Origin of the sequence: Neobacillus niacini NBRC 15566 (assembly GCF_001591505.1) — a bacterium.
Taxonomy (GTDB): Bacteria; Bacillota; Bacilli; order Bacillales; family Cytobacillaceae; genus Neobacillus; species Neobacillus niacini.
Genome location: NZ_BCVA01000015.1, coordinates 60,421 through 87,297, shown reverse-complemented (window position 1 = coordinate 87,297; position 26,877 = coordinate 60,421). Strand labels below are relative to the sequence as shown.

At 39.8% G+C, this 26,877-nt stretch carries 15 protein-coding genes; 2 read left to right on the top strand and 13 right to left on the bottom strand.

Translation table 11 applies throughout. The annotated features are described in order from the left end of the window. Window positions 1–65: 65 nt before the first annotated feature. The 12 genes from BANA01_RS13620 to BANA01_RS13565 form a co-directional block, all read right to left on the bottom strand. Window positions 66–1,478 carry a glycoside hydrolase family 1 protein gene (locus BANA01_RS13620; protein ID WP_034674111.1) on the bottom strand — a complete coding sequence of 471 codons (1,413 nt, stop codon included), beginning with the start codon at window positions 1,476–1,478 and terminating at the stop codon, window positions 66–68. A gap of 43 nt (window positions 1,479–1,521) precedes the next feature. Then, complete coding sequence (locus BANA01_RS13615; RefSeq protein ID WP_063253507.1) at window positions 1,522–3,027, bottom strand: response regulator transcription factor; 1,506 nt, start codon at window positions 3,025–3,027, stop codon at window positions 1,522–1,524. Further along, window positions 3,020–4,822 carry a sensor histidine kinase gene (locus BANA01_RS13610; RefSeq protein WP_063253506.1) on the bottom strand — a complete coding sequence of 601 codons (1,803 nt, stop codon included), beginning with the start codon at window positions 4,820–4,822 and terminating at the stop codon, window positions 3,020–3,022. Before BANA01_RS13610 ends, BANA01_RS13615 begins: the two co-directional genes overlap by 8 nt. 59 nt (window positions 4,823–4,881) lie before the next feature. Then, window positions 4,882–6,336: an ABC transporter substrate-binding protein gene (locus BANA01_RS13605; RefSeq protein ID WP_034673855.1), complete on the bottom strand. Its 1,455-nt coding sequence runs from the start codon at window positions 6,334–6,336 to the stop codon at window positions 4,882–4,884. A gap of 24 nt (window positions 6,337–6,360) precedes the next feature. After that, window positions 6,361–7,293: a carbohydrate ABC transporter permease gene (locus tag BANA01_RS13600; RefSeq protein WP_034673868.1), complete on the bottom strand. Its 933-nt coding sequence runs from the start codon at window positions 7,291–7,293 to the stop codon at window positions 6,361–6,363. Window positions 7,294–7,442: 149 nt separating this feature from the next. Beyond that, entirely contained in the window at window positions 7,443–8,372 is a 930-nt protein-coding gene (locus BANA01_RS13595) for an ABC transporter permease (RefSeq protein ID WP_034673854.1), read from the bottom strand. 180 nt (window positions 8,373–8,552) lie between these two features. Further along, window positions 8,553–11,663 (bottom strand): alpha-mannosidase, encoded by a 3,111-nt coding sequence (locus tag BANA01_RS13590; RefSeq protein WP_034673852.1) that lies wholly within the window; start codon window positions 11,661–11,663, stop codon window positions 8,553–8,555. 31 nt (window positions 11,664–11,694) lie between these two features. After that, on the bottom strand, window positions 11,695–13,575 hold the full coding sequence (locus tag BANA01_RS13585; protein WP_034673850.1) for a beta-N-acetylhexosaminidase: 1,881 nt from the start codon (window positions 13,573–13,575) through the stop codon (window positions 11,695–11,697). 47 nt (window positions 13,576–13,622) lie between these two features. Further along, complete coding sequence (locus BANA01_RS13580; protein WP_034673847.1) at window positions 13,623–14,243, bottom strand: YesL family protein; 621 nt, start codon at window positions 14,241–14,243, stop codon at window positions 13,623–13,625. 37 nt (window positions 14,244–14,280) lie between these two features. Further along, window positions 14,281–15,606, bottom strand: a complete 1,326-nt coding sequence (locus BANA01_RS13575) for a glycoside hydrolase family 125 protein (protein ID WP_052106309.1) — start codon at window positions 15,604–15,606, stop codon at window positions 14,281–14,283. Window positions 15,607–15,618: 12 nt separating this feature from the next. Next, complete coding sequence (locus BANA01_RS13570; RefSeq protein ID WP_034673845.1) at window positions 15,619–18,315, bottom strand: alpha-mannosidase; 2,697 nt, start codon at window positions 18,313–18,315, stop codon at window positions 15,619–15,621. A 261-nt stretch (window positions 18,316–18,576) separates the two neighbouring features. Further along, on the bottom strand, window positions 18,577–21,594 hold the full coding sequence (locus BANA01_RS13565; protein ID WP_052106308.1) for an endo-beta-N-acetylglucosaminidase: 3,018 nt from the start codon (window positions 21,592–21,594) through the stop codon (window positions 18,577–18,579). Window positions 21,595–22,023: 429 nt separating this feature from the next. Here BANA01_RS13565 and BANA01_RS13560 point away from each other — a divergent pair, with 429 nt between their 5' ends. After that, window positions 22,024–25,146 (top strand): glycoside hydrolase family 84 protein, encoded by a 3,123-nt coding sequence (locus BANA01_RS13560; protein WP_034673843.1) that lies wholly within the window; start codon window positions 22,024–22,026, stop codon window positions 25,144–25,146. A 60-nt stretch (window positions 25,147–25,206) separates the two neighbouring features. Here BANA01_RS13560 and BANA01_RS13555 read toward each other — a convergent pair whose 3' ends face one another. Continuing rightward, the gene (locus BANA01_RS13555) at window positions 25,207–25,710 is read right to left on the bottom strand and encodes a DoxX family membrane protein (protein WP_034673840.1); all 504 of its coding nucleotides are present in this window, start codon (window positions 25,708–25,710) and stop codon (window positions 25,207–25,209) included. A gap of 235 nt (window positions 25,711–25,945) precedes the next feature. Between BANA01_RS13555 and BANA01_RS13550 the strand changes: the two genes are divergently transcribed. After that, window positions 25,946–26,875 carry an ABC transporter ATP-binding protein gene (locus BANA01_RS13550; RefSeq protein WP_034673838.1) on the top strand — a complete coding sequence of 310 codons (930 nt, stop codon included), beginning with the start codon at window positions 25,946–25,948 and terminating at the stop codon, window positions 26,873–26,875. Window positions 26,876–26,877 lie beyond the last annotated feature (2 nt).

Below are 26,877 nucleotides of genomic sequence, written 5' to 3'. Positions count from 1 at the left end.
TCCTGCCACTTCCTTTTTGCTGAATCAATAGATTTACTAGGATTACGCCCTGCTCGATTATTTAATTAGAAGCCATTATTTTCAGACAATCGTTTATACCATCTGCCTGATTTCTTAATCGTCCGCTTTAAATTATTCTTTAAGTCTATTTCTACTAATCCGTAACGATTCTTATAGGCGTTTGTCCATGACCAGTTATCCATAAATGTCCAAAGATGATATCCTAGGCAATTGGCTCCTTCGTCAACCGCTTTATGAACCCATTTCAAATGTTCCTGGATAAACTCGATGCGATAATCATCTTCGATGTAACCCTGATCATTTCGAAATTTCTCTTCCCCTTCGACACCCATTCCATTTTCTGAAATGAAGAAAGGGATATTATCATAATGATCGCGAATATCGATCATGATGTCGTATATAACTTCTTCACAAATCTCCCAGCCGCGATGCGGATTAATTTTCCGCCCCGGCATCAAATACGGATCAAAGAGATGTTCTGGCATAAACGGTTCGTCTTTTGCTTCCGGCTGCTCCTTCGCTTTCACACGGCGGGGCTGGTAATAGTTCACACCAAGAATATCTATGGGATGATTACGAATGACTTCCAAATCTCCCTGTTCTACCACCGGCAATAGCTCTCTATCTCTTAAAATATCAATTAACTCCTTCGGGTATTCTCCTTTTGTTACCGGATTAAGGAAGCTGCGATTAAAGAACAAATCGGCAATATGAGCAGCTTTCACATCCTCTGCTTCCTCACTTCTTGGATAGGAGGGCGTTAAATTTAGAATAATCCCAATTTGGCCATCAAGATTCATCTTTCTAAATGACGCAACCGCTTTGGCATGAGCAACAATCGTATTGTGAGCCACCTGTGCCCCTCGCTTAAAATCTACTACTTTCGGAAAATGCAAATGATATAAATAGCTGGCCTCAACAGGGACAATGGGTTCATTAAAGGTAAACCAATGCTTTACCCGGTCCCCAAACAAGGAAAAGCAGATTTCGGCAAAGTTTACATAGGCATCGACAACTTCCCGGGACTCCCATCCGCCTTTTTCCTGCATGCACATGGGCATATCAAAGTGGTATAAGTTCATGAACGGCTCGATATCATTGGCAATCAACTCATTGATAACCTGATTGTAAAAATCCACTGCCTGCTGATTAATTTTGCCCACACCATCTGGAATCAACCTTGACCATTGAATTGAGGTGCGGAAGGAATTATGACCCGTTTCCTTCATCAGTTGAATATCCTCTTTGTAGCGATGATAGAAATCGGATGTGTTCCCCGGTCCTACCTCATTATGAAAACATTCCGGCTCCTTGCTATACCAATAATCCCATATACTAGCTTTTCTACCGTCAATCAAGGCCGCACCTTCTGTTTGCGGACCTGAAGCAGCACTTCCCCACCAAAAATTCTTTGGAAAATGATAGGTTAGGGTTTTTTCATGAATAGGTTTTTCCATTGCTTATCACCGTCTCTTTTTACTTTTTCATTACATAGAAGTTTTATAGTTTTCGCCATTCACTTGGCGTTGTGCCTACCGTTTTTCTAAACTGTTTATAAAAATAAGTGGTATCGGAATACCCAACCTTTTTGCCAATTTCACCTGCTCGATAATGGGTTGTTTTGAGAAGTTCCTTTGCCTTTTCCAAGCGATATCGGTTTAAATACTCAGAGAACACAACACCGACTTCTTTTTGAAATAATTGCCCTAGATAAATGGCATTGACATGAAATTGCTGACCCAATGTCTTTAATGAGACTCCTTGATCATAGTGCACATGTATGAAATCAAGGACATTTTGTACAATAGGACTCCTCAGATTGACTTGATTAAGGATGGAAAGAATTAATTCTCGGCAATATTCCTTTAATATGGTCATCATCTGATGAATGTCTTTACTATAAACAACCTTTTCAACGGCAACTGTGTAATAGGTAAGATCGTCAGACTGCAGTGAATAATGAATATAAGAAATTAAATCATAGGTGTATTTTTTCACTGCTTGGGGTGAAATAAAGGATGATTTACTAGTAATATCCTGAAAGTATGAATCTACTATTTTTAGTGCTTCCTCATCCGCTTTCAGTATCAACTTTACAATATTATCTTTGAATTCCTGCTGCTTCTTCATTTCCTCTTGTTTATCTACCGTTAATCGTTCAGAAATAAGTACATTAGGATTTGAATATAATTGAAGTAAATTAAATTCCCTTGCAATCGCAAAACTTTCTTCTAATTCCTCTACTGTTTTAACCGGCTTTCCCATCGATAAATAGAATATACCTGCCATACTTTTTTCACTATTAAAATCATGTACAAGACTTTGGTTGAATTGGATTAATTCTTCTTCGCTTGTACCTCCAAAAATAATCAGTAATTCCTGATTCGGGCTATATAGACATAGTGCTGAAAATTGTTCTTCAATATAATTCCTTATATCCTTGGAAATCTCAGACTTATGATAATTCTCAAAACTTAAGATTGATACACTATAATACGGCTGATTAAATTGAATATTGTAAAAGCACAATCTTTCAAGACAATCATTCTTATCAATTTCACCATTTAAAAAACGCCATAACGTATTATCCTTTAGTGTTGACGGTTCCTGTTCCTGATTGCCTTCAGTCACGTCCTTCAATTTATCGCCTATAATTTGGATGGTCTTTAATAATTCTTCTTCATCAACAGGCTTCACTAAATAGTTTTCTATCCCTAACAATAATCCTTGCTTAATAAACTCAAACTCTTGGTATCCTGTTAAAACAATACATTTTACTTTCGGCTGAAGGATTTTCACTTCTTTTATTAATTCTAAACCAGTCATTTCTGCCATCATGATATCCGTAACGAGAATATCAATTTGATTTTCTTTCAGATAGGATAAAGCTTCTTCGCCACTCTCAGCTGTAGACACAACCTCAAAGCCATAATCTTCCCAATCCAACAACGCCTTAAGCCCGGTTGTAATTAAAGGTTCATCGTCAACTAGAAGTACCTTATACATGGCTGGTCCCCCTTACTGGAATTGACAGGGTAACAATCGTCCCTTTACTTTGGATGCTATTTAAGGAAATTCCAAACTGATTTCCGTATTTTAATTTTAATCGTTGATGAATATTTCTTAATCCAATGGATTTCATTTCATCCCCCTCTTCAGAATTGATATGATGGACAATTCTAGAATGCTCTTGTTCTGTCATCCCTTTGCCATTATCTTCAATACTGATTTCTACCAAATCACCAAGATTCCTGGCACGTACAAATAACTGATTATCTGTCCGATCCTTTTTAAAACCATGCACGAAATAATTTTCAATGATTGGCTGCAAAATTAATTTTTGCACAGGTGTTCGTTCAACATCACTAGGAATATCAAAGGAAACCTGTAATTTGTTAGGGTATTTAAATTGCATTAATTTTAAATATTGATTCACATACTCAATCTCAGTATATAAAGGAACTGTATTGATCGATTCTAACGAATAGCGGAACAGTTTGGATAAATGGAATATCATTTTACTAGAAGTTTTTGAACCCTCTACGACAGCTACCATCCGGATCGCTTCTAGCGTATTAAATAGAAAATGCGGGTCAATTTGTGCCTGAAGTGCTTTTAATTCCGCTTCCTGCTGCTTTAGAGTTAAGAGATAAAATTGTTCAATATAATTATTCAATTCATCTAACATCGAATTAATATTAACAGCGATTTTCGATAGTTCATCTTCATGCTTCGATTTTGGAATCCGAGCATCCAAGTTTCCCTTCTCAACCTGGCGAATAATCGAAACAATGTTATGAATTCGCCGCGAATAATTTCGGGTAAAGGAATAAGTGATTAAAATTGAGATAATGATGAAAAAGATGATCGCAATCCACATGGTGCCCCTGATAATCGTTAGCTTTTGCCACCCTTTATCAGGGATTACACTTACATAGGTATAATCTCCTTTGTTCGCGATGGTATTTATATAAAAACCTCTATCCTGCCAATCCATTTTTATCTCATTTGTTTCCGGTTTTATCTGATTGATTAGTTCTAAGGGAACATCACCGTTATTGCACGAATAAACGATACTCCCTTCCCCATCAATCAAAAAGAAAGAGGCAGGGGATTCATCATGCTTTTTAACAATTTTGTCTAAAGTGTCAGTAGAATAAAAAATGGTAATTTCACCAATTTTCTTCAACAAAAATGGATTATTAATAATCATCTTTTTGGTAATCGTATTCGTTAACTTACGGCCTTTAGGCAGCCCATCTCCACTAAGGTTAGGAATACCTCTTGCAAGAAGTGAAGATTCTAAGCTTGATGAGGGGTTAACTATGCTTTTATTCCATTTTAAATTATGATAGATGTGCAAATACTCAATTGAAGGGTTTTCAAACGAGCGGATACCAACTGCATTAATATCAGCGTCTTGTCCGAAATAAGCATTTAAATAAGTATCGATATTACTTGGTACAAATGACTGACTTTCAGAGAATTTGTCCAAACGATATTTTAAATATTCCTCATATCCATTGTTAAGGGCAAAGGAGATATCATCAATCATGTCCCCATTCACATATAAATCCCTTTTAGCTCGTTCAATATCAGCATCCTTTGCAGAAAGGTAATCCTCTACCCTTTCCATTGTCCTTGTGTTGATATTGATTTCTTTTTGAATAATAATATCAGAGTAATAGTTGGTAATCGTCACGATTAAGATAATAACAGTCGCAATGATTGTTAAAGACGAGGTTAAAAAAAGTTTATTAAAGATGTTTTGAGTGAATCGGCCTTTTCTTCTGATATCCATTTGAATTCCCCAATTGCAATAAAATCAAGCTGAGAGTCGCCGCTCAGCTTGATTTTTTATTATTTTTGTTTGCTCTTCCATTCATCAAATTGCTTTTGTATTTCCTTTAATACCTTTTCGATTCCAGCCTCTTCTAACTTTTTGTTGTATTTTGGAAGATATTCTTCTGGATCAACAGATCCTGTTGCCAAGGCTGGATAGAACTCTTTAGAGATATTCGTAATCGATGCAAGTTCCGATCTCACTGGGTCACTATTGAAGTGGAAACCGAGTGTTGGTGCTGGCTTTGCAGATTCATTAAACTCCTTAAATTTTTCCCATTTATCTTTTGGATCGTTTTCATATAGATTAAGGATGAAGTGGTTACCTAAAGAATACGTTGGCAAGTTGTATCGCTCAATACGTGCTGGAAGATCTTTAATCGTTCCATCCTCATTCTTTTCGTAATGAACTCCTTCAATTCCTTTATCAACAAGGTTGCGAAGATAAGGATCTGTGTTAAGCAGGTTTAAGAATTCCATAGCTTTTTCAGGATTTTTTGATGTTGCTGAGATCGCCTGGATAGAACCTGATACAGAATCATTAAAAGTAGTTGGTTCTTCAGCTGGTACAGAAACTACATCATATTTAGCTGCACGAGACCATAATGAATCAGCATATGGCTGGGAATCTCCCATGCGGACAAACCAGTTTTCTACATCCATTGGCCAGCTGTCCTTACTTGTTGCAGCATCCTCTTTAAGGTATCCTGCCTTATAATAATTATGCATGGTTTTATAGGTTTGCATCGCTAAATCAGATTCAAATTGGTTAATAACATGCTCTCTGTCACCATCAATTGGGAATGCAAATGGCATTTCATTATTAAAGACATAGTCATATGGAAGATACGCTTTAAATGTTGCCATTGGTGTAATTGAAGGTTCATTTTCTTTAATAACCTTTAGCATTGGCTCAAGGTCTTCTAAGCGTTGTACCTTTGAAATATCAAAGTTGTATTTGTCAACAAGACCTTTATTAAATGTATAAACCGTTTGTCTTGCGGCCTCTTTATTAGTAGGAACACCATAAACTTTTCCGTCAATCTTAATACCCTCTAATAAAGCTGGGTCAATCGCTTCTTTTAGATCTTTACCTTCCTTGTTTAACAGCTCATCAATCGCAAGGAAAGCCCCTTTTTGGGAATTTTGTACATAGTCAGTACCATTTGTAAAAATAATATCAAATGGTTCCCCTGAATTAATCATTACCTGTGATTTTTGTGCCCAATCTCCCCAATCAATTTGGGTCATTTTTACTGTGGCATTAATTTCTTCCTTTAGATATTTGTTTACCTCTTCGAATACCTTAGCAGTATCCTTTTGTGGAGTTCCAATTGTGTACCATTTAATTTCATATGGCTGACCATCTTTTCCCTCTTTTTCTGAGGATGCATTTTCTTTCCCGCTGCACGCTGAAAGAATCGTTCCAATGGTAAGAACCAATACAAGAAGAAGCATTAATCTTTTTTTCATTTCAAATTCTCCTCATTCTATATTTTATTCTTTAACGCCGCCAATAGTCAGTCCGCTAATAAAGTACTTTTGGAAGAACGGGTACGAAACTGCAATTGGTAAAGTGGCGATAACAACCATGGCCATTTTTGCTGACTCTTGTGGAATGGTATCAAACAAGCTTGACTGCATGATGGCTACATCCATATTTTGCCTCATGAATTCAAGATTTGCTTCGATTTTCATGAGCAGCGATTGCAAAGGTACTAAATTGGGTTCATCGATATACAGTAACGCTGTAAACCAATCATTCCAATAACCTAATGTACTAAACAAGGCAATCGTCGCAATTCCCGGTAAGGAAAGCGGGAAGATAATTTGGAAGAAGATCCTCCATTCACTTGCTCCATCAATCCTTGCTGATTCTAATATTGACTCAGAAACTGATTTTAAGAAGAAGGTTCTCATAATGATAATATAAAACGCATTCATTGCAAGGGGCAGAATCAACGCCCAAATGGTATTCTTCAAACCTAAAAACTGGGTGACAACAATGTAAGTAGGTACTAGACCGCCACTGAAAAGCATTGTAAAAAATGCTAGAAACGTGAAAAATCTACGATACTTAAATTGTGGTCTTGAAATGGCATAAGCATAAAACGTTATCATAAATACACTAATTATTGTGCCAACAATCGTAATAAAAATTGTCACACCGTAAGAGCGGAAGAATTGCGCCTTCATTCCCCATAGATAATGGTACGCATCAATGCTCCAATCTTTCGGGAACAATTGAAAACCATTCCTCACGATACTCTCTTCACTAGTAAACGAAATAATGATCACATAGAAAAAGGGAAAAATGCACATAATCGCTAAAATTCCTAGCAAAACACTAATAATGGTATTTACGACTGGGTGCAGGTGTTGAGGGTCTCTATACTTCTTCCTTAAAATCTTAACCCCAGCCCCTTTCATATCATTCGTTGATTGTGACAAAGCGATAGATGATTGAGTTTGCAGTTTCTTTGGCATAGTTTAGCCGCTAAGCGACCTTCCCTCCCTTCTTAGAAAAGCACAAGCTTCTAGGTGCAAAGCCAGCCATTTCTCAAAACCTATTAAATAATTTAAAATAATGCACTTTCATCATCCACTTTTCTTACAATATAGTTCGTGATCATGACAAGGGTAAATCCAACGGCTGACTGATATAGACCGGCTGCCGTACTCATACCAATGTCGCCCAAATTCATCAGACCGCGGTATACAAATGTATCGATAACATTTGTAACGGAATACAGTGCCCCTGAATCTCTTGGAACTTGATAAAATAGTCCAAAATCAGAGTTGAATATTCTTCCGATATTCATAATTGTAAGGATAATCATTAATGGTTTAAGCATTGGCAGGGTAACGTGCTTAATCTGCTTCCACTTCGAGGCACCATCAATCATGGCTGCTTCATAATACGCTCGATCAATCCCGACGATGGATGCTAAATACACAATACTTCCGTACCCGACACCTTTCCACAGGGCCATAAACACTAGAATAAACGGCCAATACTTCGACTCGCTATACCATGAAATCGGATCGATATGGAACCAGCTAAGAACATGATTTAATAGACCGTGATCTGTACTTAAGAAGGTGAAGACAAAGTAGCTCCCGATAACCCATGAGATAAAGTGCGGAAAAAGGATGGAAGTTTGATAGACTTTTGATAACTTCTTATTCACTAGCTCGCTAAGCATGATCGCCGTTGCCACAGCCGCAATTAACCCCACTACAATAAAGATGATATTGTACACCAGGGTATTTCTGGTTATAATCCATGCATCACTTGTACTAAACAAATATTCGAAGTTTTCCCAGCCAACCCATTCACTGTTAATAACACTGGCAAAGAAACCATCTGGGTGAATTCTGAATTTCTTAAAAGCCAAAACTTGTCCAAACATTGGTAAATAAGAAAATAATAGAAGCCAAATCGTTCCAGGCAAAACCATTAACAGCCAGATTCGGTTTTTATAAATATCACTCAGTATTTTTTTCATATTTATCCTCCTCTCAGTTGTTGTAAGCACTTCCATACCTTTATTCTATAGCGAAAAGAGCCCTATTTATAGTTGACTAATTTGGGATTAAGTGCAAAAATCTTAGATAACTGAAATTTAGATCTTGGAGATCAAAAAATAGGACCAGCTGGTGACTGCAGCTGGTCCTATTTTTTGATATTATAAGATTCTTATGGTCTTAATTTCGTATGGTTTAATGTCGAACTCAATTGGCAATTGGCATACTTCTGCCGTTGCTTCTTCCATTAGATTGGTTTCTACCCATGAAGTGATGTTTTTTCCAGCTTCAAGTGTAACCTTCCCTCTTCGTCCCTCATACTCATGTAAGCGGACAATGATCCCGTTGCCATCATAAGCAGGCTTCACAGCATCAAACCAGACATGGTCAGAATTTGTATCAAGGAATGACGCTTCTTTTGTCCATTTCCCTTCTACAGCAACAATCGGATCATTGAGATCCCAAGCCTTTTCAACTGTCTTACCTTTCCGCCAGTCCCCGATATGCGGATACAGCGAATAAACAAACGAATGGGCTCCTTGATCCGCTTCAGTGTCAGGATGAATCGCTGACTTTAATAACGTTAAACGAATTGTATTTTCTTTGATGTCATACCCATATTTGGAATCATTCAATAAACTTACACCATAATCCGGTTCTGATAAGTCAGCCCATTGGTGTCCAACTGATTCAAATTTTGCCATGTCCCAGCTTGTATTCCAATGAGTAGGACGCTTTACATTCCCGAATTGGATATCATAGGTTGCTTCCGTTGTTCGAACATCTACAGGGAAAGCAGCCTTTAGCAACTTCCTCTTTTCGTGCCAATCCACACTTGTATCAAAATCAATACGGCGATCATTTTGATAAAAAACAATCGTCTGTGAAATGTCAGAATGATGATACTTCCACTTTACATGAATCGTAAAGGCAAGTTCGCCATTTTCAACTACTTCAAATGAGACCAGCTCGCGAATTTCTTCCATTTTTTCCTGATAGAAGATATCTATATCCCACGCATCATGTGCGAGTGGTTTATCTTCAAAGATTTGCAGAACATTTCCTCTTTCGTTTGCGGCTAGAACATGCCGTTCTGCCTCTTTATCATAGATCGTTGTCATCTGTCCAAACTCATTCCATTCAACCAGATAAAACGGTGTTTCTAATTTGCGGTCATGATAGATAAAGCATGTTTTCTCTTCGTGATTAGCTTCCTGCGGTTCAAAAGATAAAGTTTTAGCTCCAAAGGATGGAAGTGTATCCACTTCAATAAGCCAGCCAGCAGCAAGCTTTTGATGTGATAATACGGTTCCGTTTTGATCCTTCCATACCCCCGCTTGAAAATCAGAAAATTGAGGGACCAACACATTTCTCATTCCCTTATGATGTGAAGCGTTAAATAGAACCACAGAACGGTCAGCCTGTTCAATTCCGTTCATGATCACACTTGAAGCTGCACTTTCGCCTAGTTCCAGTGCTTCCTTATATTCTTCCTTCGCGTCCTCATAAACCTCATGGATAGACGAACCTGGAATAATATCATGGAATTGATTTCGTAAGATTATTTTCCAGCCGTCTTTAAGCTCCTTATCCCCAATCCACTCGCCATTTTCAGATATCCAGGAAGATAGGAATTCAGCTCTTCTATATAAAAGTTCCAATTTACGATTTGTTTTTTTCATAAATGCCTGGCTTGTATACGTACCCCGGTGGTATTCCAGATACAATTCACCATCCCATTTATGGATATAGCCGTTAGACTGTGCTACATTTCGGTGAAGCTTTTCAAAGAACTCTCCAGCCGTTGACGTCTTTACATTCGGCATACCAGGCAGCATGTCTAGTCTGCTTCGCATTTCAAGCATGTGACGATTGACTCCGCCGCCGCCGTCGCCATACCCGTATGAAAGCAGCAGATCTTTTGACAGATCCTTATCACGATAACCCGTCCATGCTCCTTTAACCGTTTTGGCTGTAATAAAGCCATTATACGTGTAGAACCAAGAGTCCGGACCGTTCCATGGTTCCGGTGTTGTGATAAAGTGTGTTAAAATCTCTGAACCATCAATTCCCTTCCAATAGAAGGTATCATGTGGCATGCGGTTGTATTGATTCCAGCTGATTTTCGTTGTCATCATCGTTTTAATGCCTGATTTTTTTAAGATTTGCGGCAATGCCCAGCTGTACCCAAACACATCCGGCAGCCATAAATATTCACAATCAACCCCAAATTCCTCTTTAAAGAAGGCTTTTCCATGCAGAATCTGGCGGACAAGTGACTCACCACTAGGAATATTACAGTCCGCTTCCAGCCACATCGCACCCCCTGCTTCCCACTTACCCTCCGCAATTCTAGCTTTCATCTGTTCATAGATGTCAGGATAATCCGTTTTGATATAATCATAAAGCTGCGGCTGTGTTTGTAAAAATAAATATTCCGGAAATTGCTTCATTAAATGCAAGACAGTCGAGAAGGAACGTGCTGACTTCTCTCTTGTATTTCTTAATCTCCAAAGCCAGGCAACATCTATATGTGTATGGCCAACAGTGTGCACTGTTATATCTGATGTTTTGGTGATTGATTGAAGTGCCTTGGTTAGATTCGCCTCCGCTGCATAACAGGATTCATAAAATTCATGACTTCCAGGTTCCGTCCAACTAATAAGCTGTAAGGCATCAGAAATGATTTGCTTCAAAATCGTATAGGCTGACTCCGCCTCACCTGTTTCCATCAATACTTCATAGGCCGCCAAAAGGGTGTAATATAAGTTATCAACCCGCCTATCAAGCCAGCCGATTTTCGCCGTCTCCAGCTTAAATTCATTTTCAACTGGAACTCCGCCGCCTTCTAGTCCCGACCAGAGTCTAAAATCTAAACGCATCGGCCCACTCGCGGTTTGTTCATCAAAGAGAACCTCTTCATGATTTGAATCGACACCTTGATAGGGTTTTCCATTTACAAATAGTAAGGATTCAAAACCTGAATTATGCCCCCCTCCCGTCTTCCCGAAGGAGAACAAACCGACAACCTGCCTGCTGTTGTTTGACAGGTGACAATCAATGTCCGCATGCAGCCAAATATATCGATCACGGCCTTTCCAATAATCGCCTAATTTCATGATTTTTTTTTCATCGTAAGATTCAGGCGGGTAGGCTCCAACCTTGCCGTCGTCTTCCTGTGTAGTAAATTGATTAATCGTAATGCAATCACGATAACGGTAACCTTCTAATTCCTGAATACGCGCTTCAAACTTTCTTTCCGTTAAAAACATTCCAATCACCCCATTTAGATATTTCTATCCTTTATAATGAAAAGTTTCCTGCAGTGACGATACGATGATAAACATTGCCGCCAACTAAGCCGTCAACAATTTCCCATGGCCCATCATGGCGTAATCGTTCTTCTTCTAATTCCTCAATAACAGTAATTCTGCCCGCGAGCCATTCTTGAATCCGATATTTTACGGAGTCAATTCGGACAATGACGCCGCCGTATCGAATATCAATGACTTCCCAGCCAAACGGCTTGTACGATTCGAACCAAACCTTTCGGTGCTTTTGTCGTAATTGGTCCACATTGGTTTGAATCCAATCCAGCTCTTTTAAGAATGATTTCATCCGCTCATAATCTTTACTATCGTAAACTTCTTTTATCTTAATGCCGATTTCCGCCTTCACACTTAGAACCCTTGCCAATTGTTCATAAAAGTCAAATAGGCTTTCCCATTTTGGGTTGTTGTATTTTGCTTTTTCAATCTCAGAAACTAGTTTTTCATAATGCTCACCTAAGGATAATCCTTTACTATTTTCATCGTATAATCCAATTAGTATATCCTGGTACAGCAATACTTTAGAGGTCATTGATGTATTCATATTGTCCTTCATGACGCCAGGGGTTTCATCCAACTTCTTCAAGACCATGAAATCCTCAAAGTTTCCTTCACCACAGAAGGAATAGCGCTTCGCTGTTTGTTCTAGTGTGACTTCCTTATGGTAGGTGTGCTCCGCAAATAATTGCAGGATTGGTAAGGATGTTGAGAATGGTGTTTCGGCTCCATTGTCGCCCCACAATGTAACAAACACTTCTTTTATGCCTTCTTTTTTACACGCTGCCATAGCAGCCTCTGTCGTTGCAATAGCTTTGCCGTAGTTTGGGACAATCCCATTCCATGTCCACGCACCGCCGGCAAAAATCGGAGTCTGACCTAGCAGCTTATGATGTTGAAAATCCTTCTCATAAACTTCCTGTTCTCTCCGGTAATAATTCCAATAAACAAGCTCTACATCAGGGATGGAAGTTAGTATGTCTTCCGGAATCTTGCCGAACTCATCTCGATATTTACTGTTTTCCTGAAATAATGGAAAGTACATATCGCTCCAGATCATTGGTTTTAGACCATACTTATCCGTTATGGAAACCACCTTTTTCAAATGCCTATTCATGATATCAATATGATTCTCATAACCATGTTTCTCCAAATATTTCCCTAAGCCAAGCTGGAACGTTTCATCCATTCCGATATGAATACGCTTGGTACGGAAAGGCAGAGAGGCTGCCCTTATACAGTTTTCCAAGAATTCATATGTCTTTGGCTCATCAACCAATAAAATGTCATCTGTGTCTTTAAAATTAGAAGCATAATTCCATTTAAGCGCTTCCCGTAAATGGCCCAGTGATTGAATACAAGGGATCATTTCAATCCCTAATTTCATCGCATAGTCATCACATGCCTTTAACTCCTCAGCCGTATATCTTCCCCGCATGTATCCAAAATAAGGATGTTCCTTTACCTCGTACGTATCCTCTGTATATAGCATTAAGGTATCTAGTCCCATTAAAGCCATTCTTTGCAGCAGTTTTTCTACATCAGAAAGTGTTGGTACTGCATTTCTAGACGCATCCAACATAACACCGCTCATTGTAAACTGTGGATTCTCTGATAAGTCAAACTCTTCCTCTTTACTAAAATGTTCAAGGAATAATCCTAAGCCGCGAAAAAAGTGAATAGGCTTTTCATAGCTAATTTCCGCCTGGCCATTGTGATTCATAACATGCAATGGACCCTTTCGCTGTTTCACATGTACTGGATAGCCATCCTCTGAAAGTTGAACCGTTATATTCTCTATTACAAGATTAAGCCCTTCGGCAATGGAGGTTACGTCACCGGTTAAGTGAAGTTTCATCTCTCTCCCTCATTTCGTTTCATTTTTATAACAAGTACGGTGCGTCCCTAAGAAAGAGACATTCTTTTTTCAAGCGTGTTAAAGCGAATCAAGTTGACTCTCATCATCCAATATGCAGGAGCAACTCCAGAAATAAACGGAAGTAAGCCTGGCATCCTAAGTAAAAGCATGCCAATAACAAATAACCCTGCTCCGATCCATATCGTGGATGGTAACCCCGTTAAGGTAAATAGAAAGGATTGTTTTATATATTCTTTCGTTGAGAGTTGATAATGGACATAAAGCGAAAGGAAATTACCAACAGCCAATAGAAAGACAAATACTAAGATATATAAAATGATTAATAGAAAACTAGCAAAAATCCCTGTCATGACTTGCTCTGTAATGCGAATATCAATAAAGAGAAAAAGGCCAATGCTGTAAAAAACAAGGCCTATTTTATTGCTTCTTTTCCATTCTTTAAAATAAACTTGCTTAAACGTCGCCCAGACAGGTATATCACTATCTTTCCTTAGCCACTTTCTGACAATGGTAAACAGGGCAATGGATGCTGGAAAAAAGCCAAAGACCCCTAACCCAAGGATGGTAAAGGCAACCCAGTATAGATTTGCCAAGATTGCCCTCCAGATCCATTCACAAACAACTATCATCCATGGAACTTTTTTCATGATCCATCACCCTTTCAAAGTATGAACTTGACTATTTTTATAGATTACTATGGCTTTTCATTAGTTGGTCATAAAGCGGACTGCCTTTCACTGCTTTCCCAGTTAAACTTAAAACAAATTCACTAAACATCGTGTTTGCCCAGGCAAACCAGTCTCTGGTAAATTCTTCAGGGCAATCGGCATTAAAGCCTTCGTGCATAAAATTGGTACCGCCGTCTGTTTGTTTAAAATAAGCTAAAATTTCTTGTTTTTCTTCTTCACTCGTTGTGGTCATTCCTTGAATCGCCAGCGCGATATGCCAAATATAATGGTCAGGAGTGTGCGGACTGCCAATTCCATTTGCATATTTTCCTTCGTAATAGTAGGGATTATCCCTGCTTAGAAGGAAGGACCGTGTGTTTAAATACTCCGGATCATCATATGGAAGATAGCCTAAGTAAGGGGCTGCAAGCAGGCTCGGAACATTGGCGTCATCCATTACATTCACTCTTCCTTCTCCATCCGTTTCATATACATACATGTCTCCATGAATCGGGTGGTCCAGCTTAGCGTACTGTTCAATACCCTTTTGAATTTCTTCACGAAGCTTTAGGCATTCTTCTTTCAATGCTGCCTCCTTAAGAACATCACACATTTCCGCTGCATACCCTAAGACCACTACGGCAAACATATTAGCGGGGACAAGGTAGCCATAAGTACAGGCGTCATCACTTGGACGGAAAGCACTCCACGTCATCCCTGTTGGAACAACTCGCCCTCCTTTGCCCTCGCGGATTAACGTATCAGACTGGCGGCAATCCGTACGCTCAAAGCGGTAAGGTGAAAGATTTTCATGATCCTGCTCTGTCCGCCATACATGAATGATCGTTTCCATTACCTGTTTGAACGTGTCATTTATAAGAGTCGTGCGTCCTGTTGACTTCCAAAATAGGTAGGCAAGCTGTATGGGATAGCACAAGGAATCAATTTCATACTTCCGCTCCCAAATATGCGGTGTCATATTGGTCAGGTCCGTTTGGTGGCCCTTCCCATTTGCTGTTTGATTAAACGCATTGGCATACGGGTCATGTAAGATAAAATCAAACTGTTGGCGAATTACCCCTTCAAGCAGCGAAGCCATTTCTTCATCCTCTTCAGCAGCCAGTAAATAAGGTCTTACCTGTGCGGCTGAATCTCGCAGCCACATCGCCGGGATATCCCCGGTAATCACGAATGTCTTCCCATCTTCTTGTTTCTTCAACGTAGTGGTATACGTATTTACAAAACATTGCTCGAACATGTGCTGTAATTTTTCATCCTCTGGAAAAAATTCTTTTACATGTTGAATCAGTTTTTGCATGGATTCAGGAATTACTGTCGTCATTTTTTTCCGCTCCTATCTCTTTTTCTGAAAACCCAGTGTGATGATTTCATATTTTCCTACTTCATATGAATCTTGGGTATCGTCTGTTTTTTCTTCAAGGATGTTACTCTTAAAGGATTCATAATCCTTGATATCAGCCTTAAGATTCGCCTCTTCTTCGGCTGGATTAAACCAGCGAATTATTACATCATCATGCTCTTCCGCTATTCTCATTGATGTCCATACCAGTCCATTGGACTCTGTTTGAACAAACTGATATGTTAAAGGTAAATCACCTTTATGGACGCTTGTCTGAACAGCTACGAGCGGCACTTTGTATTGATACGCATCGACATATGCCTGCGACTCTATAACATCTTTTTCATGCGGCAGCACTTGCCATTCTGCTGTTTGCATTCCTAAGCATTGTGCTTCAGGTGTAGGGAAATAACCCCAGTCCCCGAGTTCTGCTGTCGAACGGAGCACGGTTACTGCAATGGTGCCATTCTCCGGGAGAATTTCATATTCTTGCAGACCATCTGTCGCTACGGTTAATCCTATTTCTTCATCCGCTAGGCTGGCAAAACGCTGCTGGTGATGACAAAAGCTCGGATTTTCCCATTCCTTCTCTGGCGTATTCGGGCGGGTTACAATTTCAAAAATACTGTCAGCTTTGTGTGTATCGGTCTGTAAACCGGTTGGGAACAAGACACGCAGACGGTGATCGGTTGCTTGGTTGTCCATCGTCAACTTAAATGCTGGACCCTTCATTCCCTTTTCCAGTGTGACAACCGTTTGCAAGGTGATTGTTGTTATTTCGTCCGATCTTCCGGCTTCTCTTTCCTTATGCCAAATAAGCCTATTTCGTTCCATTGCTAAGCGATCATCTGCAGAAACCGGTATCAATAATTTGTGCTTAAACTCTAAAACTGTTCTGAGTGTACTTCTTTCTAGGAATCTAAATTCCGCTGGTACACCCTTTGTTGTGATAGCCTCAAGCCCCTTAGCTTCCTTGTACATATATTCGTTACCAATATCACCAGTGTCTTCGTAAATTCCAAGACGATGGAAGGACTCACCGGTATCTTTATGCATTAAGTCATAGCTGCCATCTTCATGAAACTGTAGATGAACATATTCATTTTCCATTACCAACTGGGTTTCTTGAGAAGACACAAACTCCTGCTCTTTTTCTTTGGCACCTGGCACAAGGTAGAATGTTTTAAAACCAAATGAAGGAATTCCTTCTGCGAAAAAAGAAACCTTTGCACGTTTGGCAAAAAACGGCTGACGAAATTTATCATCTGGTAAGTCATAGCCAAATTCGACGGCAGGACTTTCAAGCTGATAGTCAACCGCTCTGCCTTCACCATCAACCAGTTTGTATCCCGCCATTGGTTTATCCTGCAAATAAACGGGAATATCTTCAAAGTGCATTTGTGAAAAATACACTTTTTCCAAATCGACTACTTGTGAAACAACTTCATTTTTCTCCCATCCGGTCGTATTCAGGACTACTAGCGGAATACCGCCTTCAGGTGTCTGTGAAGTATCCACTGTTTGTGCAAGCGTAGCTGCATTTTCCTCAACAAATACCTCTCCCATTTGCGCTACAGTTTCAAAACGAGTCACCATTTCACGGTGGACTTCATCGACACTGCAGCCGCAAATACTGTCATGGGGGTGGTTCTTCATCAGTGATTTCCACATAAAGCGGATGTATTCCCTCGGGTATGCACCACCTGCTAAAGCGACCATGGCCGCCAGCGGCTCTGCGTTCTTTTCCAAAAGTGTTTGACAGTGGTGATTCATTTGCTTCAAATAAATACGGCTTGATGCAGTATTTACAAGGGTGGACCAGCCATCTGTCCGCTGATTGCGCAATTCCCCTTCGATTACTTGCAGCTGCTCAGGCAATACTTGTTTTAACGCTTCAGTATATTCATCAAAACTAGAATGCTTAAACTGATAATCTGGATATAGGGCAGATGCCGTTTCAATCGCCTGTGGAATACTCTTTTGCAGCGGCTGGTGATCACAGCCATTCATAAACAATAACTGATTCGTTGAAGCATACTTTTCAGCATCTTGGAGCTTCTTATCCCAGAACGCTTTCGCTTCCTCTTCCTCCACCGGGATTTCATTTCCATTGGAATACCAATTGGCAAAAAGAATGCCTAAAACACTTGATCCATCAGGTGATTTCCAAATCATTTCGGAATAAGGTGATTCATAGTCAGGAACGTCTGATACCGTGTTATTAAAGCCGGTCGGCTTCACACCTCTTCCAAAGGCAGCTGTGTCAATCCCCGCTTGCTTTAAAAGCTGCGGTGCCTGCCCATAAATACCGAAAGTATCTGGAAAATAACCTATTTTTGAAAAATGTCCATAGGCCTTCGTATCATTCATACCAATCAGCAGGTTTCTGACATTTGCTTCGGAGCTTGTTAAAAACGCATCCTGCAGTACATACCAAGGACCGATATGAAGCTTTTTCTCTTCTATTAATTGCTTTACAATTTCCCGATTCTCCGGGTGAACCGCGAAATAATCCTCTAACAGAACCGTTTGGCCATCTAGATGAAACGATTGAAAGCCGCTTCCTTCTTTTTTGAACTGTTCAATAAGATTATTCATAAGCTGTATGAAATAATAGCGGTGTTTCTCAAAAGGTAAGTACCATTCCCTGTCCCAATGGGAATGAGATATAATATGGGCTGTCTTGTTCACGAGACTTCCACTCCTTTAACGATTTTCATAATGCGAAAACGCTGTCATTATTAATAAATAAAATACTTCTAGTACTTACAATAAGAAAACCGGACGTAAACAGCAATAGAATGTCGGCAAGTCATAAAGTTATTACAGTCGATATAAAATTAATCCATAAAATGAATGATCTATTAAAAAGGTCCCGTTTTCCACTGCATTGTTACAGTGAAAAACGAGACCCTTTTGGTGTAAGAAGAATATGAGTTTCAGAGCTTCCCGTTATTCTTCTTTTTTGTTTCCATTATTAAAATCCTTTTTCAATTCCTGTATACGATTCATCGCTTTAACCAAGGTATCATAGTTAGCAACCTGTTCTCTTAATGTTGGGTGAAGCTTGTTGTAGGCAACTTTACAGTCATTGACAACATCCTTATTCTCTAACGTCAAATCAGCAACAGCAGGAAGGTTATTGATTTGAAGAATCACTTCCGTTACCTTTTCATTCAAGTAAGCTGTGCTGAATCTTAGACTTTCTCTCTCACCTTCGTTTTGAACCGTATAATAGACTCTGCCGCCTTCAAGTCCAAAATCCAACTGATCGAAGGAAATCGTTCCGTCTTTATCAGCAGTCTTTTCTGCTAGAACATTCTTTGCTTCCAAGGAGCTATATAATCTAACGGTTTGTCCCTGCTGAACTCTGTCAATGGTTACTTGGTCATTTGCACCAGTATTATTTTCAGCATTTGCAAAATGCATCATAATATTTTCCGTTCTTGGAAGCGCATCACTTTCAAACATCTGCCATTCATAGATTCGAATCGCGCCCCAAGGAGAAGTACCACTATTGTAGACCTGTAGTTTAAACTCCCTAGCCGTGATAGGCTGGTCTAAAACAATATCGGTCACAGCCTTCGTATTATCTGTAATCCTTTTTGCACTGACCCAATCCCCGTTGTCATTTTTATAAAGCAGTTCGAAATCAACGGTGTTCATATTACTTGCTTCCCCGCCAGACTCAGCATGTTCGACGCGCCAGCGTTTAATTGTTTTCTCCTCACCAATATCAATCGTCATATAACCAGTCTTTGCATTTGTTGCACACCACTTACTATTACCGATTGCTGTTCCATCTAATGCTTTCGCAGCAGGCTCAGCATCATTTTCTGCGGACACAGCTGTTACTTGCGCGCCAAGAACAACATTCTCAGAGGTTGGGTTTTGTTCAATCTCCGTAGCATCCGTACCCATTTTCCAATCAAAGTCAACAACAGCAGCTTCACCTCGTACATAATCTTGATTTAACGGCACAACTTTTATGGATGTGCGATTATCACTCGAAGCGTTTTCATTTGTCCGGGTAATATTTGGTGTGTAGAAATAGTTATTTGGTGTAACGCCTAAGAGTGTTTCCACCCCATCGGCATTCTCTTGGTAGATCTCGTAATGCAATACGTTCTTCTGCTCAGTCCAGCTTAGACGTGCTTCCGCCTCAAATGCTGACATCGTCATTTCTTCTAAAATTTTCACATCTGCTGGTTTGGATAAAACTGCTTCAGCTGAATCATAAATGGATAGCTGACCTAAATGAAAAGCATAGTTTTCAAGTTTTTCAGCATTACTAATTTTTAGACTTACCGCATACGCTGTCTTTCCTGCCTCTTCTCCCAAATCAACGATGGCAGTCTGCCAGCCCTTTTCTGTAGCTGGTAGTGAATAATATTTCATATTATCCTGCGAATAATCTTCACTGTATGCTACACCAAGCAAAACATCTGCACCTGACTGATTTTCGTAGACAACTCGGACCTTTGTACTGTCGGTAAGCGGCAGTTTGGTGCTGTAAAGCATCGTATCATTTTCGGAGTTGGCCTCGAGCGTACCGCTAAATTTCAGCGAATTACCACCGTTGTATGCTTTTTCAAAATCATAGGATACATTCATTGTGCTGCCTTTACTGCGAATCCACCAACGCCAGGTTGGCATAATATCCTGGATAGAGCGATTGTTCCACTCAAGATTACTAGCGATTTTTCCATTCACAAAGTATTGTTTTCCATGGCCGCTATTAAAGTTTGTGGTGAAAGGCATTTCCTGAATTACGGACGAATCGGTCACAAACCGAGCCATTCCTTTCCAATCGGAAGAATCATCTGCAAGGGTCGGGTCACCCTGCGGTCCTGTCCAGAGGTTTTTTTCTTTTTCGTGGAAGTCAGCTGGATTTTCCGCCAGCCCCATTGTTGAGTTTGGTGTATAAAGAGCGATGGAAACCTTTGGCTGTTTATGATCATCCAACAGTGCTTCCGTGTTAATCTTTGTATTATAAGAATTCTGCTGAATTTCGAAACCTGCATACGCGTCAAAAGGGTTGCGATTATGACTATTCATTGTTTCAACGGTTGTTTGAATCTTACTGGTATTCCAGTTATAGTTTAAAAAGAACTCATCAACGGCGTATTCCCCGTCCTCTGCAGGCTTCACATACATGTCATTTTGGCTGTTGATGGAATCCTGATAGTTGACATTTCCGGTATTGTCTTGGGCATCGTACCAGCTGACCTGAAGTTCTGATTTCCGTTTGATATAGCGCATCATTTCGTTCATGCGTATAGCTGTTTCCTGATTTACACCATACGTTTCTTGGTTAAAGAAATATCCATCAAATCCAAAATACTCGGCTACTTCAATCATCTTGTCTGCAACCGGAAAACTTCCGTCAGAAGCCTGCTTTGTAAACTTTTCTATTTCAGCAAGTCCTTCCGCTGATCTGCCCCATGGAAATCCAAGTGTTGCATAAACAGGCACTCCATTTCGGTGAGCCGCATCCACAATATCTGGTGTAGGGATGGCGAAAATCCCTTCATTTGTTCCTGCCCAGTAAATATAAGAATCTAGCAGCTGCCAGTTATCGAAAGCGTATACATTGAAGTCATTACTGCCTACCGAACTCGCTTCATCATGATTCCACGTTGTGATTGCTGCAGAGGTGATACCAGCCTTTGGATTGGCTAATGGATTAATCTGACCTCCTTTGAATCGGTCCTTGTTTAAAGGGACGCTGGCGCGGTTCAATTCTGCATCAGGATCATTTTCAGGAGACCATTTCATGATTGAATCCACGTTGAAAGCGGGTGCCAGCGGCTTTAGACTAAGCTTGTCCGCATAGTTCTCATTGACCACGACTGTTCCATCCCCGTTAACACCGGCTTCTGCCCCAGGCGCACCCATTGAACCAAGTAACATAATTGCCGCCGATGCAGATAAAATGCGGCTGTACAACTTATTTCCTTTTCTTCTCATATTGCTCCTCCTCTAACATTTATTGCCCCTCAATTATGGAAGCACTTCCAATTATTATAAAATTCGGTCCATTTTTATAATAGTGGAGTATTAATAGATTTGCTGTCTAAATTAAAGAAGCAAATTGGGGTGATGATAGTTGCTAGAATATCAGTTAATCCTTTTCACCTACTTGGATTTTTCTTTGTGGTACTTTATTACCAAATATAGGAAATGTATTGACCTTTATGATGTAAGCGTTTTAGAATTGTGGTATATATTTGGTTTCATGTGACTGGATTATACTAGGCATGGAAAACAGAACGAGAGGATCTCTCGTGAGTTTTCTGTGCCTTTTTATTTTCTAGCAAACAACCAAAATATAAAAAATAAAAGGAGGATGGCAGAAAAACATAGGCTTAAAATTTCAAAAGAAAGAGGGGAACGTTTTTGAAAACCAAGTTTTGGCTCCATTTATCCATCATTTTTACCATGTTGTTTTCAACCGTAATGAGCATGAGCACCTTTACTGCAGCAGCACAGGAGGATTCACCTGTGGAATATGAAATATACCCTTTACCCCAAGATATAACCTACCATGAAGGCTCTCTTACATTAGACAAAACCATTCAAGTCATTTACGACAACACCATAGATTCCGTTACAAGAAAAAAAGTAGAAACGATTTTTAAGCAAAATGGCTATGCTGCCCCCGAAAGTGGGACCGAACCAGCAGATGATAAAATAAATATTTTAGTAGGAACAAAAGGCTCAAATGGTCCAGTAGATTCCTATGCAGCAGCAAATACAAATAGCGAGGGCAGCGATTTTTCAAAAATTGATGCCTACCAATTAGACATTCAAGAGAATGCGATCACAATTCTAGGTAAAGACACAGACGCAAGCTTCTATGGTGTGGTGACATTAAACGCGATCCTGGCACAATCCCCTGACAAGGTTGTCCGGCAATTAACTATTAATGACTATGCCAATACAGAAATCAGAGGTTTTATTGAAGGCTACTACGGAATTCCGTGGAGCAATGAGGACCGTATGTCACTCATGAAGTTTGGCGGTCAATTTAAGGCAACTTCCTATGTTTTTGCACCAAAGGACGACCCGTATCATAGAGAAAAATGGGGAGAGCCTTATCCAGCAGAAATGTTAGCTGAAATTGGCGAAATGGCTCAAGTAGGGAATGAGACAAAAACTCGTTTTGTTTGGACAATCTCCCCATTAGGAGAGGTGGCACATATCGCTCGAACACAAGGGCAACAAGCCGCTATGAACCTACTTCCGGAAAATACAGAAAAAATGCTTACAAAATTTGATCAATTATATGATGTGGGAGTACGTCAATTTGGTGTTTTAGGTGATGACGTTGGAAATCTGCCACTTGATTATGTGGTCCAATTGATGAATGCTGTCTCCCAATGGGCAAAGGCAAAAGGCGATGTTTATGATATTCTATATTGTCCGGCAAGCTATAATTCCAGCTGGGCGTGGAATGCTGCGGAGCTGAATGCCTATGAAAAGGGATTTGATGAAAATATACAAATTTTCTGGACTGGTTCGACGACCTGTGCCCCGATTGTCCAGTCGACCATTGATACATTTAAGAACAGAAGTAATAATGGTGTCACAAGACGAGATCCATTATTCTGGCTCAACTGGCCTGTTAATGATGTCGATATGTCACGGGTGTTTTTAGGAAAAGGGGAAATGCTTCAGACTGGGATTAAAAATCTCGCTGGTGCTGTGACTAACCCAATGCAGGAAGCAGAAGCTTCAAAAATCGCCATCTTCGCTGTTGCTGATTATGCGTGGAATACAGAAAAGTTTGACGCACAAAAAAGCTGGGAGGATAGCTTTCACTATATCGAACCAGATGCAGCAGAAGAGTTTCATATCTTAGCAAAACATATGTCCGATGCCGATCCTAATGGGCTTAAACTGTCAGAGAGTGAAGATATTAGGAGTTTGTTAGATTCTATTACATCTAAAGTGAATAACGCGGAATCATTAAAGGACGTTGCACCAGAAGCAATTGCACAGCTCCAGATAATTGCTGACGCCGCTAACGAATTTTTAGCAAAAACAAAGAATGAAAAGTTAAAGGAAGAGTTAGCGCCATTTGTCAATGCGTTAAGAGACATGGTATTAGCTGACATCGAGTTTATTAAAACAGACCTTGCCATTGAAAAAGGAAATAAATCAGACACCTGGAATCACTTTGCAAAAGCAACGGCTCTACGCCAGCAAAGCTTGGACTATGATCGTCCATTATTAAGCGGCACGATGAAAGCAAAACCAGCTAAAAAGAGATTGCAGCCATTTACCGATAACTTAGAGTCTAAAATTTCACCAAAGGTTGCACAACTGCTGGAACTTCAGGAGGCAGAAACAACAGCAAGTATCTTTACGAATGTAGAAGCGTACAAAAACGTTGAACTAACAGAAAACAAGACAACCACTTCCATTAATGCGGCTGGTTCAATTACGCTAAACAAAGGTGAATACCTAGGCGTAAAATTAAGCAGAGTGAAAGATATTATTGATATTGAAGCTCCTACTGTAAAAAGATTAACACTAGAAACATCCTTAAATGGCTTAAAGTGGGAGAAGGTAAAAAGCGACGCTTCTCTCGCTGATGCCAGATATATCAGGCTGCTTAATAAACAAGCAAAGCCCGTAGAGTTTACTTTAGATCGTCTAACTGTAACTTCCTTTGAGGTTGAACCTAAATCCGTCAAAGATACAAATTATACGAGTGTAGAAAACCCGCTTGACCTCTTTGATGGCGATTTCAATACGCCTGGTTGGTTTAAGAATAGTCAAACAGCCGGCAAGTATATTACCTACGATATGGGTCAAGAAATTACACTTAATAGCCTAAAAGCAGTAATTAATGAGGGTGAGCATGATTTCCCAAGGCACGCTATTCTAGAAGCGTCATTAGATGGTAATGATTGGACGACCGTCATGACCTTTGGCAGTCAAGATGGGCCAAATGAGGGTGAAGCATCAAATGCAGACTTGGCCGAAGCGATATTTGACCAGCACGAATCCCCATACCGAGCAAAAGAAGTCAGAGATTTAGACCAAAAAATCAAGTACTTAAGATTTAAGATGACAAGAACAAAGGTTGGTTCAGATAAGTGGGTGCGGATGCAGGAATTGGTCATCAATGATGGCAAGTATTACCCTGAGGTCAATAATCCAACAATTTTAACCACTGCAGCAAATACAAACGGAAATACCAAGGATTATCTAATCGATGGCAATCTCAATACGAAGTTCAAACCCGCAGGAACAGAAGCTGGTGAAATTCTTTATCATATTGGGGAGGCAGAAAAGACTGTAACGGGGATTACTATTTTAGAAAATCCAAACGACTTATCAGGCAGTGAAGTTTCTGTACGAACTGTAACAGGTTGGAGAAAGCTTGGTACCATTGATTCCGGTTACCAATTTTTCTCAACGGATCATATCCCACCTGTGCTAGATTTAAAGATTGAATGGCCGGAAGGAAAAAACCCAGCTATTTATGAAATAAAAGTAGATAAAAAATAAGCTATTCAGTAAAAAAAGACGATTCGAGGGTGATTCGAATCGTCTTTTTGCTGCCTAGAGTTAGGCTGCTACTTTTGCTTTATTTTTTCTAACAGTTTTGTTGATAAATGGTACTACCCAGTAGTCTAAACCATATTTACCTGCGTTGAAGCCTGCTGTCAAGATGATGAAGCCTAAGAAAATGTCTGTTGGATTATGAGATACAGTTCCGGCTAAGAAGAAAGAGAAGTTCATTACTAGACCGAAAAACATAGCTGCAGTTGTTAAACATCCAAGCATAAGCCCTAAACCGATTAATAGTTCGCCCCAAGGAACGATGAAGTTAAACACATCAATGTTTGGTAACGCAAAGTTTTCTAAGAAGCTTACATACCAGCTGTACACCATGTTGCCATCTGGACCCTTTACTGGATTCGCTACTGCATTTTTCAGAAATCCTGAAGCGTCAAATCCGCCTGTAATTTTATGATAACCTGCTGTGAACCAAGCATAGCCAAGGTATAAACGAAGAATAGTTAAGATCGCTGCTGAGATTTTATTTTCTCTTAAAAAGGTGTTAAACATAAGTCATTCCGCCTTTCAAAATTTACTTGTTCTTTATACTTACACTATATTGGATTTTGGCAATTAGTAACATGGGTATAGTGTTAAGTTCACAGTTTGTTTGAAATGATATGGCAGAATGTTGAACAGCACTGAACCACAGCAATTTAGCATAAAGTTCGAATGATTTCCTTAAATAGAACATATAGAAAAACAGGGCAATAGTCCGTAGGTGCAAGGAAAGGCAGGAGACGAAATGAACGTTCTAGAAGTGAAAAACTTACAAAAATCATTCGGATCAATCAAGGCTGTTCAGGACATTAGCTTTTCTGTAGAGGCGGGAGAAGTATTCACCATCATTGGGCCAAATGGAGCAGGAAAAACGACTACACTGGAAATGATTGAAGGCTTGGTAATACCTGACCATGGTGAAATCCGCTTTGGGGACATGAACTGGGGACAACATGCAGTTGCGATAAAGATGAAAATTGGCGTTCAACCGCAATCTAGTGCAATGTTTGATTTATTAACACCAGAAGAAAATTTAGATCTTTTTGCTACTTTCTACGAAAAGGCAAGGCCAACGGAAGATATTCTTCAACTTATCAACTTAACCGAACATCGTAAAAATCAAGTAAAAAAACTTTCAGGCGGTCAGCGCCAACGGCTTGCGATTGGACTGGCGATGATTAGTGACCCTGACATTATTTTCCTTGATGAACCGACTACTGGTCTTGACCCGCAGGCACGCCGTCACATATGGGATATCATCCTCGAACTAAAAAAGTTAGGTAAAACGACTATTTTAACCACACATTATATGGAAGAAGCAGAAAAACTGAGCGATCGTGTATGTATTGTGGACCAAGGTAATATCGTGACTATCGATACACCTTCCGCCCTTATTGAAAAACTTACAAAAGAGCGAGAAATACGATTAGCCTTTCTGGATGGGGAGAAAGCAGCTAAAGAAGCAGACACCTTTGCGAACCAGCTTACCTCAGTCTCCCGTACCGAGCAAGATGGAGCAGCATTAAAGTTATGGGCGATCAAACCTGAGGATACGCTGTTGGATTTGTTCAAATTCACAAAGGAAAAGGAATACCAAGTCGAACAGGTTTCCATCCGTGAAATGAGTCTCGAAGATGTCTTTATTGCTTTTACAGGGAAGGAATGGAGGGATTAGGC